Source organism: Chitinophaga horti, assembly GCF_022867795.2.
GTDB lineage: Bacteria > Bacteroidota > Bacteroidia > Chitinophagales > Chitinophagaceae > Chitinophaga > Chitinophaga horti.
Window position 1 is genome coordinate 5,695,877 of the sequence record NZ_CP107006.1, and the last position, 13,937, is coordinate 5,709,813.

At 48.1% G+C, this 13,937-nt stretch carries 11 protein-coding genes; 4 read left to right on the forward strand and 7 right to left on the reverse strand.

From position 1 onward, the window contains the following. Positions 1–170: 170 nt before the first annotated feature. From tsf to MKQ68_RS23115, 5 genes are all read right to left on the reverse strand, one after another. On the reverse strand, positions 171–989 hold the full coding sequence (gene tsf / locus MKQ68_RS23095; protein WP_264281129.1) for a translation elongation factor Ts: 819 nt from the start codon (positions 987–989) through the stop codon (positions 171–173). A gap of 218 nt (positions 990–1,207) precedes the next feature. Further along, positions 1,208–2,203 (reverse strand): 30S ribosomal protein S2, encoded by a 996-nt coding sequence (rpsB, locus tag MKQ68_RS23100; protein ID WP_244836631.1) that lies wholly within the window; start codon positions 2,201–2,203, stop codon positions 1,208–1,210. 51 nt (positions 2,204–2,254) lie between these two features. Continuing rightward, positions 2,255–2,644: a 30S ribosomal protein S9 gene (rpsI, locus tag MKQ68_RS23105; protein ID WP_264281130.1), complete on the reverse strand. Its 390-nt coding sequence runs from the start codon at positions 2,642–2,644 to the stop codon at positions 2,255–2,257. A 13-nt stretch (positions 2,645–2,657) separates the two neighbouring features. Continuing rightward, positions 2,658–3,101, reverse strand: coding sequence for a 50S ribosomal protein L13 (rplM, locus tag MKQ68_RS23110; protein WP_264281131.1), 444 nt, complete (start codon positions 3,099–3,101; stop codon positions 2,658–2,660). Between the two features lie 269 nt (positions 3,102–3,370). Next, positions 3,371–4,072: a zinc metallopeptidase gene (locus MKQ68_RS23115; RefSeq protein ID WP_264281132.1), complete on the reverse strand. Its 702-nt coding sequence runs from the start codon at positions 4,070–4,072 to the stop codon at positions 3,371–3,373. A gap of 620 nt (positions 4,073–4,692) precedes the next feature. Between MKQ68_RS23115 and radA the strand changes: the two genes are divergently transcribed. After that, positions 4,693–6,060, forward strand: coding sequence for a DNA repair protein RadA (gene radA / locus MKQ68_RS23120; protein WP_264281133.1), 1,368 nt, complete (start codon positions 4,693–4,695; stop codon positions 6,058–6,060). 253 nt (positions 6,061–6,313) lie between these two features. Beyond that, entirely contained in the window at positions 6,314–6,997 is a 684-nt protein-coding gene (locus MKQ68_RS23125) for a ComF family protein (RefSeq protein WP_244836635.1), read from the forward strand. Between the two features lie 102 nt (positions 6,998–7,099). On the opposite strand, the gene MKQ68_RS23130 is transcribed toward MKQ68_RS23125, so the two are convergent. Continuing rightward, positions 7,100–7,294 (reverse strand): hypothetical protein, encoded by a 195-nt coding sequence (locus MKQ68_RS23130; protein ID WP_264281134.1) that lies wholly within the window; start codon positions 7,292–7,294, stop codon positions 7,100–7,102. Between the two features lie 433 nt (positions 7,295–7,727). Here MKQ68_RS23130 and MKQ68_RS23135 point away from each other — a divergent pair, with 433 nt between their 5' ends. Both MKQ68_RS23135 and metH read left to right on the forward strand, forming a co-directional pair. Then, the gene (locus MKQ68_RS23135; RefSeq protein WP_264281135.1) at positions 7,728–8,735 is read left to right on the forward strand and encodes a homocysteine S-methyltransferase family protein; all 1,008 of its coding nucleotides are present in this window, start codon (positions 7,728–7,730) and stop codon (positions 8,733–8,735) included. A 35-nt stretch (positions 8,736–8,770) separates the two neighbouring features. Then, positions 8,771–11,482, forward strand: a complete 2,712-nt coding sequence (gene metH, locus MKQ68_RS23140) for a methionine synthase (RefSeq protein ID WP_264281136.1) — start codon at positions 8,771–8,773, stop codon at positions 11,480–11,482. Between the two features lie 411 nt (positions 11,483–11,893). Here the strand turns inward: metH and ispG are convergent, their stop codons facing one another. Next, a complete protein-coding gene (gene ispG, locus MKQ68_RS23145) occupies positions 11,894–13,849 on the reverse strand; it encodes a (E)-4-hydroxy-3-methylbut-2-enyl-diphosphate synthase (protein ID WP_264281137.1) in 1,956 nt (651 codons plus the stop codon). Between the last annotated feature and the right edge of the window lie 88 nt (positions 13,850–13,937).

The window sequence follows — 13,937 nt, forward strand, 5'->3', positions numbered from 1 at the left end:
TATGATTTGTTAGTTCAATTCCTCTTTTGGTCCCGACCATTCGCGGTGCAATTTACAAATACAGGGGCAATTTTCACTGTTTCGGTGCCCGGCGATTTTCAGCCGGTTACGAGTATACACAAAAAAAGGAGAGAATGTTAAATTCTCTCCTTTTTTATGGTGAAGGTGCATTATCCTAATGCAACCCTTGTAAATCCAGTTACAGTAAGATCAGCAGCTACTGATTTCAGGTATTGACCAACGGACTGATCGCCGTTTTTCACGAAAGCCTGTTGCAGCAGGGTGCTTTCTTTGTAGAATTTCGCCAGTTTACCCTGAGCGATTTTCTCAGCCATTTCAGCAGGTTTGCCTTCAGCTTTGATCTGCTCAATAGCGATTTCTTTTTCGCGCTGGATCAGGTCGGCAGAAACACCTTTCTCGTCAACTGCGATCGGGTTCATAGCGGCGATTTGCATAGCCACGTCTTTACCTACTTCAGCAGAAACTTCTTTGGTGAAACCAACCAGTACGCCCATGCGGTAGTTGCCGTGGATGTAAGCGGTTACAGACTCAGCGTCGATTCTTTCGAAACGGGCGAGGGTGATTTTTTCACCGATTTTAGCAACCTGGTCGTTTACTTTATCGGTTACTGTTGCGCCGTCAAGTGCAGTTGCACCCAGTTCTTCAACAGTTTTAACGTTGTTGGCCAGGGCCAGGTCAGCGATAGACTGAGCGAATTTTACGAAGTCTTCGTTTTTCGCAACGAAGTCGGTTTCGCAAGCCAGCAGTACTACAACACCAGTTTTGCCGTTAGATTTTGCGATCACAACGCCTTCTTTGGTTTCGCGGTCGGAGCGGAGGGCAGCTACTTTCTGGCCTTTTTTGCGCAGGTAGTCAACTGCTTTTTCGAAATCACCGTCGCTTTCAACGAGTGCTTTTCTGCAATCCATCATACCAGCTCCTGTTTGTTGACGCAGTTTGTTCACGTCAGCCGCTGTAATTGTTGCCATGGTATATAAAGAGTTTTAAATGTTACGAGTCAAATTACTAAATAGAAAAAGGGAGGAAGAGAGATATCAGTTACTAAATGGTTAAGCCTGTTTGGAGCAGGATCCCTTTTACATTCCATTTAATACTGAATTGTTGAATTGCTTAAACCTTAGTATTTCATAAGTTTTAGGCAATTCAACAATTACAGGTATATATTCCCTCGCGGGTTAGATACTACTTATCTTGGACCAGCAGGCCTTCTTGCGCCACCGCCAGCGTTGCCACCGGGACGGCTTCCACCGCCACCAGGACGGTTACCGCCAGGACGGTTGCCACCGCCACCAGGACGGTTACCACCGGGACCACCAGTGCGGTTGCCACCACGGCCACCAGGACCGCCGGGGCCACGACCACCAGCTCCACCAGGACCGCCAGGACGACGACCTCTTTCACCACGCTCGCCTTCGCCGCCTTCCAGCTCGAATTTGCGGGCTTTGTTGTCCGCTTCTTCTTCTTCAGCTACGTCATCAGTTTTATCAGTTGCCCTTTCAGACAGACCTTCTGCGATTGCAGCGGCGATATAGTTAACGATGATAGCGATAGATTTAGTAGCGTCGTCATTCGCAGGGATAGCGAAATCAACTTTGGTAGGATCGGAGTTAGTATCCACCATACCGAAAGTAGAGATGCCCAGTCGTTTTGCTTCCGCCAGTGCGATATGCTCGTGGCTGATGTCTACCATGAACAAAGCTGCCGGAACACGTGCCAGTTGAGCAATACCGCCCAGCACTTTCTCCATTTTCTCTTTGTCGCGGGTAAGCGTCAGTTTCTCTTTCTTAGTGATGTTATCGAAAGTACCGTCAGTCAGCATTTTCTCGATGCTCTGCATCTTCTTAACGCTCTTACGGATAGTTGCGAAGTTGGTCAGCATACCACCTAACCACCTTTCGGTAACGTAAGGCATGTTAACGCGTTTTGCCGCTTCGGCCACGATTTCTTTAGCCTGCTTTTTAGTAGCAACGAACATGATTTTCTTACCGCTTTTAGCGATAGATTTCAGTGCTGCTGCAGTTTCCTGCAGACCTTCCACAGTTTTGTTCAGGTCGATGATGTGAATACCTTTCTTCTCAGCGAAGATATAAGGCAGCATTTTCGGATTCCATTTCTTCTTCAGGTGACCGAAGTGCACACCGGCTTCCAGTAACTGCTGCTGTAATGAAGTATTATTTTCCATGTTATTTTAATCAGATTGATAGTCAAAAAATAAATTCGACGATTCCAGCTATTAACGTTTAGAGAACTGGAAGCTCCTTCTAGCTTTACGTTTACCTGGTTTCTTACGTTCAACAGCTCTTGGGTCGCGTTTCAGTAAGCCAGCAGCTTTCAGCGCGGGACGAAACTCTGGGTTTACTTCGCAAAGACCGCGGGCAATACCCAGTTTAATTGCTTCAGCCTGGCCTTTAATGCCACCGCCTGCAGCGTTCACCTTTACATCGAATTTATCTACAGCATCAATAGTTTTCAGCGGCAGTTCCACCTGGTTCTGCAGATAGATCAGAGAAAAATATGTTTTATAGTCTTTGTCGTTTACGGTAATAGCGCCGGTGCCTTTGCTGATGTATACGCGGGCAACTGCTTCCTTACGACGACCAATGGTATTTTTTTGCTTTTCCATGTATCAAGAAAAATTAGAAAGTTAAAGACTGTGGTTTCTGAGCAGCATGAGGATGCTCGGCGCCAGCATATACAAACAGTTTTTTGTACATTTTACGACCCAGGCGGTTTTTAGGGAGCATGCCTTTTACAGCCTTCTCGATCATTACCTCAGGACGGCGGCGGATAAGGTCTTTAGCCACCTCTTTCTTCTGACCACCAGGGTAGCCGGAGAAAGTGATGTATTCCTTTTCTTCCATTTTGTTACCTGTAAAAACGATCTTCTCAGCATTGATAACGATCACATAATCACCACAGTCAGCATGGGGAGTGTAATAAGGCTTGGTTTTGCCTCTTAAAACAGAAGCAATCTTAGCCGCCATACGTCCCATTGTGAGGTTGGTAGCATCTACAATGTGCCAGTCGCGCTTGATAGTCGCTTCGTTGGCATGTTTTGTTTTGAAGCTTAAAGTATTCATTGTTTAAAATAAGTTTAACGTCGTCTATTTCGGGAGGGCAAAGTTAACCGGTTAATAAATAATAACCATCGATTTTGATAAGTTTTTTTGATAGGGCCTTTGTAACTTACTGATTTACAATAAAAAATTTGTATCTCTTTTAAAATACACCTGTAGAATGCCCGCATTTCACGGCTTTTACGGCACATTTGCCCCCGGATTTAAGGTAAAAAAGAACCCCGTCCGGCATATGATGCGTCGGACGGGGCTATATTTTAAAGCAGTTCGCGTTAGTCGCGTCGACCGCCGGCGTAGATCATTATATACTGAATGAGGATTACCAGGGAAGATATGGCCGCTATCACGTAGGTCATAGCCGCCCATTTCAGCGCGTCTTTCGCCTGCTCCTGCTCACGCCCACGGGTAATATTTGTGCTCTCAAGCCATGCCAGGCCGCGGCGCGAGGCGTCAAACTCCACAGGGAGGGTAATGATAGAGAACAGCGTGGTTACACCGAACAGTATAATACCGCCAAGCAACAAAGCCGGAAAAGCATTGATTAACAAGACGCCAATCATCAGTACCCAGGGAACGATGGATGAACTGAACTGCACCGCCGGTACAAGCTTCGAACGAAGCGCGATCCAGGGGTAATTGGTAGCATACTGCACCGCGTGACCGCATTCATGGGCCGCTACGGCGGCGGCTGCTACGCTCCGGCCCTCATACACATCAGGGCTCAGCGCCACCGTTTTAGTAGCCGGATTAAAGTGGTCGCTCAGGAAACCCTCGGATAAAGTTACCCGAACGTCAGTTATTCCATTGTCTCTCAACATCTTCTCTGCCACTTCGCGTCCGGAAAGGCCGGAAGAAGTGGGTACGAGGCTAAATTCCTTAAACTTACTCTTCAGGCGCCAGCTTACCAGCATCCCTATCACCAGGAACGCGATCGAGGTAAGGGTAATGGCCGGTGAAATCATAGGTGAAAACATATTATTAATATTTTATCTTTTGTCAGGTTTTAAATTATACAAAGTCATCGCAAATCACCTACCAATTCCATCAATTTAATAAAGCTTTAACACTTTTTGACAGTGGTGTCAGGCTGCCCCAGCTGTTTGTCATGTACGAAAAATTAACACTGTCAATGTGGCCGAAAAGTGGGTTTAAACAACAATTTTCCAAGCGAAATATGAGTTTATTATTGGTTCTAATATGATTTAATACTTATATATCAAACTAATCTTTACCACCTCTATTTATCAATAATTTACGATTGCATAATGGAAGTTCTTGTCAATTGAAATAGGCTACGATCGGGGGTTTGCGCCGATCTGACAACTACGCAATTAACACTTTAAAAGTTATTAACATCCTTTAAATAAACTTTTTTATTCTAAGCCCATTTAGTAATTTAGACCTGAATTTAATGGGTTAGTAAGTAGAAAGAGTCAGCGGAATCTTCCGTTGGCTCTTTTCTCTTTTTACACATTTTTCTTCCTCATTTTCGACAACAATTTTTGCTTCTGTTCAGATGATGTTTGACGTCAGAAAAATCCCCACTTCAAGTTCTCGCATCATCGAAAAATTTCTTTTCCATTACCTTTAACGCATGAGTAAAATTAGAACGGCTTTCTTTTGTCAAAACTGTGGATATGAAACTGCTAAGTGGACGGGAAAATGTCCATCGTGTAATCAATGGAACACATTTGTAGAAGAAAAGGTTCAGAAAGAAATTCCTTTACGTCAACAGGAATGGAAAGAAGACGTCAAACGTGTGAACAAAATCGTGAGCCTGGACGAAGTGGATGCGATTGAAGAGCAACGTTTTCTTACACCTGATGGTGAACTCAACCGCGTACTGGGTGGTGGAATCGTTGCCGGATCGCTTGTGCTGGTAGGCGGCGAACCCGGTATCGGAAAATCTACTTTGTTTCTCCAGAATGCCTTACTGCTAAAGCATTTGAAGATATTGTACGTAAGCGGCGAAGAAAGCGAACAGCAGATAAAAATGCGCGCCAACAGGTTAAAGATCAATAACGAACAGTTCTATCTGCTCACCGAAACTTCTACCCAAACCATCTTCGCTGAAATTAAAAAACTGAAACCCGACCTGGTGATCATCGATTCTATTCAAACGTTGCAAACGCCATTGATAGAATCTGCCCCAGGTAGCGTATCACAAATAAGAGAAACGGCTGCCGAAATGCAGCGGTTTGCCAAAGAAACCAATACACCTGTTTTCCTCATCGGCCATATTACCAAAGATGGATCAATTGCTGGTCCTAAGGTGTTGGAACATATGGTGGATACAGTCCTTCAATTCGAAGGTGATCAGCATTATGCTTACCGCATTTTACGCACAATAAAAAACCGTTTTGGATCCACCGCCGAACTAGGTATTTACGAGATGACCGGCGATGGTTTGCGGCAGGTCACAAATCCCTCCGAAATACTCATTTCCCAGCGGGAAGATATGCTGAGCGGCGTAACGATCGCGGCTACTATCGAGGGACTCAGGCCGATGCTGGTAGAAGTGCAGGCGCTGGTCACCCAATCTGTTTACGGAACACCACAACGTACGGTCACCGGTTTCGACCTGCGCAGGCTGCAATTGCTGCTGGCGGTATTAGAGAAAAGGGGCGGTTTCCACTTCGGGGTTAAAGATGTGTTCCTTAACATTGCGGGCGGCTTAAGGGTAGAAGACCCTTCCATCGACCTGGCGGTGTTATGTGCACTATTGTCGTCGTTCGAGGACCTGGCGATCCCAAATAAAGTTTGCTTCGCCGGCGAGGTGGGACTTAGTGGCGAGATAAGGGCGGTAAACAGGATTGAGCAACGAATTGCAGAAGCAGAGAAGCTGGGCTTTGAGAAGATTTTCATCTCCAAATACAATAAGAAGGGGCTTGATTTCTCTAAACTGAAAATTGAAGTGGTGCCTTTGGGTAGGGTAGAAGAGGTGTACCAGCTGTTATTCTGATAAAAGTAGATAATACCAAAAGGACTGGATTTCTCCAAAATCAGGAATGTGCCTCTTGGGAGGATATGCCAATAGATTGGAAAAATAACAATGTAAGAGCCAGATTTGATATAAGTTAAAAACGTGCGGCTCTGAAATGCGAACTTCAGTTGTTCTTATGGTGAAAAAACAGCCGAACACCGCCCTAAAGTACATCTATACATAGCTTCCAAATCCTTTGTAGCAGCGTATCTTTGAACGAAATAGATACGGTATGTTTTCCCCTCTCCTCCATTTGTTTTACCCGCACAGCTGCGAGGGCTGCGGTCGTGATCTTTCCCGGCATGAAGAGGTGCTTTGCCTGCGTTGTTACCAGCGAATGCCGGCTACCCGTTTCCATATGGTAGCCAACAATCCAATTGAAAAGTTGTTCTGGGGGCGCTCACCGGTAGCGCATGGCAGCGCAGCTTACTTCTTTGGCAAAAGATCAAATCTCCAGCAACTGATCCACTCCTTTAAATATCTGGGTCGTCGCGACATTGCATTGTATCTCGGCCGGCAGATGGGCAACATGTTGCTCGAATGCCCATGGTTCAATGATGTATCGGGTGTGGTGCCGGTGCCATTGTTTAAAAGCCGCGAGCGGAAGCGCGGTTACAACCAGGCCGGCGTGCTTGGCGAAGGAATAAAGGACGTGACGGGTTGCCCGTTACTCCATGATGTATTGAAACGGAAGAATTACACGCAAACACAAACCCATAAAGGCCGCGGCGATCGCTGGCAAAACGTAGGCGATGTATTTGCCGGGCAACATCTTGCCCAACTGGAAAACAAACATGTACTGCTTGTCGACGATGTACTAACCACCGGCGCCACACTCGAAGCCTGCGCCCGGCAACTACAGCAGGGCCACAATGTTACGGTGAGCATCTTCTGCCTGGCTTATACCATGATCTGACCGGAGTTTATACAAAAAAATACAGGCGCTTGAGAGCGCCTGTCTACGGTAACTATTCCACGTTATGAATACGCAATTGTTGCATTTATCTTTAAACGAAACCTACTTCGCAGGCTTCGGTTTTTTCTTGTTACCTGGCGGAGTGCCCAGCAATTCCTGTTGCCGGTGCAGCTCGTATTTGTTTATAAAGCACACTTTAAAGGTGTTGCCCGTTAATGAGTCTTCCTGGCCTACTTTGGTAAGCCCAAGTTTCTCGAAATTGGTCGTCAGCTGATTGATGTACTGCTGTATGGTCATCTTGGTCGGTTTTGAAAGTGAATAAGTTGGTTGTTAAGCACCGCATCCTCACAAGGAGTGTGCCTGGCCTATTCACATTCGCATACAACTACATCCGCCGTTAGGAAGAAGGCGGTATTTTGCCTGCTCAGTCTTTCTCGTGTTCAGCTTTTGTTGTTGTTCCAGGATAATCATAATAATGGTGGTTTGGTTCTTCCGGCCAGTGAACAGTACCTTTGTACTATCCTGCCTGTTGATTACCCTACAAAACTAGTAGGGTTTATGGACTATACCAAATAAATTCTTGACTTTTTTATAAAAAATACCTGAAATCCTTTGCTGATAAGGGTTTGGAATCTTTAGTAATAGTTTTATTATCTTTGCTCACTCTTTGGTGGATTTGTTTATTGTTGACCAGGGGCATTCTTAAACCGAAACTAATAAACATAACAAAATGAAGACACTCCAACAATGCGCCGCAGAGCGCATTCTGATAATTGATGGGGCCATGGGCACCATGATCCAGCGTTACAAGCTGGAAGAAGCCGACTACCGTGGCGAACGTTTCAAAGACTATCATGCTGATGTGAAAGGTAATAATGACCTGCTCTGTATTACGCAGCCGCAGATCATCGAGGCTATTCACCGCGAATACCTGGAAGCAGGTGCCGATATTATTGAAACTAATACATTCAGCAGTACGACTATCGCGCAGGCGGACTACGATATGCAGTCGCTGGCGTATGAACTGAACCTGGAAGCCGCCCGGATCGCGCGCCGCGCTACCGACGACTACACGGCGCGTAACCCTGAAAAGCCCCGCTTCGTAGCAGGCGCTATCGGGCCGATGAACAAGCCGTTGTCGCTTTCGCCCGATGTGAATAACCCGGGTTATCGTTCCGTAACATTCGACGAGGTGGCAGATGCTTATTATGAGCAGATATCCGGCCTGGTAGACGGTGGCGCACATATCCTGCTTATCGAAACAATATTCGATACACTCAACTCCAAAGCTGCTATCTATGCTGCCAAGAAGTATTTCCGCGAGCATAATATAGAACTGCCGATCATGATCTCCGGCACCATCACGGATGCCTCGGGCAGAACGCTGAGCGGACAAACGCTGGAGGCCTTCTACATTTCGGTAATGCACGCACATCCATTCTCCATCGGCCTGAACTGCGCCCTTGGTGGTGAACAGATGCGTCCCCATATATCGGAACTGTCGCAGATCGCCAGTTGCTTTACCAGCTGCTATCCCAACGCGGGCCTGCCAAACGCATTCGGTGAATACGATGAAGAGCCGGAAGATACTGCCTGCATTATCGAGGACTTCGCCCGTGAAGGTTATGTGAACATCGTTGGCGGCTGCTGCGGCACCACGCCCGACCACATCCGTCACATCGCACAGCACGTAAAAACTATTTCACCAAGACCCTTACCGGTTGTAGAAAAGGTGTAGGCTATATTAACACCGAACCTTAGCACAAGGAGAAAATGAATACAAGCACACTCACGATTAAACCATACTTACGCCTCGCTGGTCTAGAGCCGCTGGTAGTAAGGCCCGAAACCAACTTTCTGAACGTCGGCGAACGTACCAACGTAACCGGTTCCAAGAAATTTGCCCGACTCATTCGAGAAGGACTGTACGAAGAAGCGCTGTCCGTTGCCCGCCAACAGGTGGAAAGCGGCGCCCAGATCCTCGACGTGAACATGGACGATGCGCTGCTCGACGGCGAAAAGGCTATGACCACGTTCCTGAACCTGCTGGCCGCGGAGCCGGACATTTCCAAGATCCCTATTATGATCGACTCCAGTAAGTTCAGCATCATCGAAGCGGGACTTAAATGCGTGCAGGGTAAGTGTGTGGTAAACTCCATCAGCTTAAAAGAAGGCGAAGCCAAGTTCATTGAACAAGCCCGCATCTGCCAAAGCTTTGGTGCAGCGGTTGTCGTAATGGCATTCGACGAGAACGGGCAGGCTGATTCTTACCAGAAGCGTGTTGATTTCAGCTACCGTGCTTATAAGATCCTCACCGAACAGGTAGGGTACGATCCGCAAGACATCATCTTCGACCCGAACATCTTCGCCGTGGCGACGGGTATTGAAGAACATAATAATTATGCGATCGACTTCATTGAGGCGACGCGTAAGATCAAAGAACTGATGCCGCTCACCAAGGTAAGCGGTGGCGTAAGTAACATCTCCTTCTCTTTCCGTGGTAATGATGTAGTGCGTGAGGCGATGCACTCCGTATTCCTCTTCCATGCGATTAAGGCGGGTATGGACATGGGCATTGTAAATGCCGGTATGATCCAGATCTATGACGAAATCGACCCTACGTTACGTGATCTTTGCGAAGATGTGATCCTTAACAGGCATGAAGATGCTACGGAGAAACTGATTGCATTTGCCGAAACGGTAAAGGCGAAAGGTAAGGTTATCGAGAAAGATGAAAAGTGGCGTAACGGTACGGTGGAAGAGCGTTTGAGCCATGCACTCGTAAACGGTATCACCGAATATATAGAGGGTGATACGGAAGAAGCCCGTCAGAAATATCCCCGCCCGCTGGATGTAATCGAAGGTCCGCTGATGGATGGAATGAACATCGTTGGTGACCTGTTCGGCAGTGGTAAAATGTTCCTCCCACAGGTAGTGAAAAGCGCCCGTGTAATGAAGAAGTCGGTAGCGGTGTTAACACCATTTATCGAGGAGGAGAAAGCCAGGATGGTGGCGGAGAACGGCGGCGTTATCAAGTCGGCCGGTAAAATATTGCTCGCCACTGTAAAAGGCGACGTACACGACATCGGTAAAAACATTGTGGGTGTGGTGTTGGCCTGTAACGGTTACGACATCATCGACCTGGGTGTAATGGTGCCCGCAGAAAAGATCCTGCAAACCGCCCGCGAACAGCAGGTGGATATTATCGGCCTGAGTGGCCTCATCACCCCGAGCCTCGACGAGATGGTGCACGTAGCCCGTGAGCTGAAGCGTCAGCAGTTCGATGTGCCTTTGCTCATCGGTGGTGCTACTACTTCCCGTACGCATACGGCCGTTAAGATCGCGCCGGAGTATGCAAATGGTGTGATACACGTACTGGATGCTTCAAGGAGTGTTACGGTGACAGGCAGCCTGCTCAACAAAGCACTTAAAAAGAACTTCCTCACCGAGGTACAGTCCGAATACGAAAAACTGAATGAATCTTTCCGTAATAAAAAGCCGGTAAAACAATACCTGCCTTTCCCGGCTGCGCAAAAGAATAAAACCAATATCGACTGGGAGAAGTTTCAACCGGTAAAGCCTGCAAAGCTGGGCATACAGGTGTTTGAAGATTACGATCTGGCCGAAATCGCGAAATATATTGACTGGCAACCGTTCTTCATCGCCTGGGAGCTGCATGGTAAATTCCCGCAGATACTTACGGATGAAGTGGTAGGTAAGGAAGCGACGAAACTTTACGAAGACGCGAAAGCCTTGCTCGACCGACTTGTGAAAGAAAAGTGGTTAGGCTGTAAAGCGGTAATTGGCTTGTTCCCTGCTAACTCTAATGGCGGCGATACCGTTACAGTAGATCTGCCGGATGGTTCCAAAGTAAACCTCGAGTTCCTGCGCCAGCAGATCAAAAAAGCACCTGGTCAACCTAACCTGTCGCTCGCGGATTATATTGCGCCGGCAACTACTGGTAAGCAGGATTACATTGGTGCCTTCGCGGTAACTGCTGGTATTGGTATCGAGAAGTGGCTGGAGAAGTTTGAAAAGGAGCACGACGATTATAACAGCATTATGCTCAAAGCGCTGGCCGACCGTCTTGCAGAGGCCTTCACGGAGTTGATGCACGAAAGGGTACGTAAAGAGTTTTGGGGTTACGCCAACCAGGAGCACTTCAGCAACGAAGAGCTGATCAGGGAAGAATACTCCGGCATCCGCCCTGCGCCCGGTTATCCCGCCTGCCCCGACCATACCGAAAAGTGGAAGATGTTCGATATGCTGGAAGCGACTAAAAACACCGGCATCATTCTTACAGAGTCGCTGGCAATGTACCCGGCTTCGAGCGTGAGCGGCTGGTATATGGCCAATCCGGAGGCTAAATATTTCGGTTTAGGTAAGATCGAAAAGGACCAGGTTGAGGACTACGCCGCGCGTAAAGGCTGGTCTGTGGAGGAAGTAGAGAAGTGGCTAAGGCCAAACCTCGAATACGATATCTAACTAAAAGGATAAAAATACAAACCCGCTGCATCGTTCATTTGCAGCGGGTTTTTTATTGTGCAACAAGCAATGCCATGGCTGATTTACGTGCTATCTCGCAATGGAAAAATTGCGTAGAACTACGCTTGTATGCCACGGCCCGCTGGTGTTACTTTGCATCATGTTTCAAAGACATTTAACCCCAAATCCCTGACGGGACCCCAAAAATCAGTGATAAACACCTGCCGCTTCATCCGGGCAGGTGTTTTTATTTATAGTATTAATGCTGATCATCATGGCGAGCAGCGCGTGGCCATCCTCGTGTACAGTCTTCGTTTTGTACCTCATGGCCGCCTGGTTGTATTGTCCGGGGACTGGAGCGAAGGTTCGCTTCACTTCATTCGCGATGACGATGTGAGTGAGGCAGCTACGCTAACGAGCATCCACCCACATCCCATTGTCCTTGATCAGGTTAATCAGTTCTGTAACGGCTACATCGCTGTTGAGACCGCGTTTCATCACATCTTTGCCTTTATAGAGCGTGATCTTTCCAACACCGCTGCCTACATAGCCAAAGTCTGCGTCCGCCATTTCACCTGGACCGTTAACAATGCAACCCATGATCGCGATCTTAACGCCTTTCAGGTGATTGGTTACCGCGCGGATGCGCGCAGTGGTTTCCTGCAAATCAAATAAAGTACGGCCGCAGGAAGGGCAGGAGATGTATTCTGTTTTGGAAATACGTGTACGCGTCGCCTGTAGTATGCCGAATGCCACGTTATTCACCACCGACGGCTGATGTTCCGCATTAGCCGCCTGTTTCAGCCACAATCCATCGCCAAACCCGTCCAGCAACAATGCGCCGGTTTCGGTGGAGTAGTGGATCAGGTCATCGTCTGCATGGTCCCATTTGCTGATAGTGTGGAGAATAACAGGATTACTCAATCGCTTGTCCAGCAGTTCTACCAGCATTCTGCGCACGGCCGCCATCGCATGTTCGGAAGAAGCGTAAATAACCGGCACCACGGCATTGGCAAGGGCCGGATCACTGAGCTGAGCGATTAACTCCTGCACCGGAGCGCTGGAAAGTTCGTCCGCATTCACTGCTACAAAGTTGATGGCAGCTTTGTAGTTCGCCGCCAGGAAGCTCTCTGTATTGAAGAAGGGGAAATACTTTGTTTTGTCTGTTGCTTTTTCCCAGGCAGCCGGGTAGGTAATCACCTTCAGCATGCCGGGCAGTGCGAAGTCGAGCAGCTTATCACCGGTAAAGATGTAGTCTGCAGCTGCGTCACCAATGTTCCATTTGTCGGTAGCCTTATCGTAGCTGTAGCCGATGCTTTGCAGATCAGCTGGTGTAATCTGTTGCAGGTGGCTGAAGTCAGCTACTACCACCGGAACCTGTTTGCCGCCGATATTACCGATGTTGATCGATTCGCGGCGTTTGTAGGCATACGGGGAGTAAGGCAGTTGTGCCAGCATAGGTGCTATGGGCGCATGGCTTTCACGCCGGGTATAACGTTTCACCAGGTCGCGGCATACAGGCAGTTCAAACTCCGGGTCCTCCGTAAGAGAAACACGGATTGTATCGCCCACGCCGTCTTCCAGCAGGGTGCCTATGCCAATGGCCGATTTGATACGACCATCTTCACCGTCACCGGCTTCCGTTACACCGAGGTGTAGCGGGTATGCGTGGCCGAGTTCCTGTTGCATGGTTTGCACCAGCAGGCGGTAGGCTTGCACCATCACCTGTGGATTACTTGCCTTCATGCTCAGCACGATGTTGCGATAGTTAAGATCCTCCGCAATCCGCAGGAACTCCATGGCACTTTCCACCATACCCATGGGCGTATCGCCATAGCGGCTCATGATACGGTCGCTCAGCGAGCCGTGGTTGGTGCCGATGCGCATGGCGGTGCCATATTGCTTACAGATGTTAACGAGCGGGGTAAAACGATCGCGGATGCGGTCAATTTCCTCCAGGTACTCGGCATCGGTATATTCCAGCAGTTCGAATTTCTTTTTATCGATGTAGTTACCGGGATTGATACGCACTTTTTCCACGATGCGGGCGGCAACTTCCGCGGCATTGGGCGTAAAGTGGATATCGGCCACCAGCGGGGTTTTGTACCCGCGGGCACGCAGTCCTTCCTTGATAGGCAGCAGGTTTTCTGCTTCCTTTTTGCTGGGGGCGGTAATGCGCACTAATTCGGCGCCGGCTTCTATACAACGGATGGCCTGTTCGATGGTGCCCTTGGTGTCCATCGTGTCGGTAGTGGTCATGGTCTGAATGCGGATAGGGTTAAAATTCCCGATCAACAAGTCGCCCACCCGGGCTTCCAGCGTAGCCAGCCGCTTATACTGTGTTAATGAATTGCAATACAATTGCATACTGTTCCTCCTTTACGTGGGTCAAAATTAGCTAAAAGCAGGGAAGGTATGAAGCATTAAAAATGCGGAGGCTCCGTTAGTGTAAAAC

Coding starts and splice junctions, on each gene's coding strand:
- tsf (WP_264281129.1), bottom strand. CDS start 989: ATGGCAACAATTACAGCGGCTGACGTGAACAAACTGCGTCAACAAACA.
- rpsB (WP_244836631.1), bottom strand. CDS start 2,203: ATGGAAAATAATACTTCATTACAGCAGCAGTTACTGGAAGCCGGTGTG.
- rpsI (WP_264281130.1), bottom strand. CDS start 2,644: ATGGAAAAGCAAAAAAATACCATTGGTCGTCGTAAGGAAGCAGTTGCC.
- rplM (WP_264281131.1), bottom strand. CDS start 3,101: ATGAATACTTTAAGCTTCAAAACAAAACATGCCAACGAAGCGACTATC.
- MKQ68_RS23115 (WP_264281132.1), bottom strand. CDS start 4,072: ATGTTTTCACCTATGATTTCACCGGCCATTACCCTTACCTCGATCGCG.
- radA (WP_264281133.1), top strand. CDS start 4,693: ATGAGTAAAATTAGAACGGCTTTCTTTTGTCAAAACTGTGGATATGAA.
- MKQ68_RS23125 (WP_244836635.1), top strand. CDS start 6,314: ATGTTTTCCCCTCTCCTCCATTTGTTTTACCCGCACAGCTGCGAGGGC.
- MKQ68_RS23130 (WP_264281134.1), bottom strand. CDS start 7,294: ATGACCATACAGCAGTACATCAATCAGCTGACGACCAATTTCGAGAAA.
- MKQ68_RS23135 (WP_264281135.1), top strand. CDS start 7,728: ATGAAGACACTCCAACAATGCGCCGCAGAGCGCATTCTGATAATTGAT.
- metH (WP_264281136.1), top strand. CDS start 8,771: ATGAATACAAGCACACTCACGATTAAACCATACTTACGCCTCGCTGGT.
- ispG (WP_264281137.1), bottom strand. CDS start 13,849: ATGCAATTGTATTGCAATTCATTAACACAGTATAAGCGGCTGGCTACG.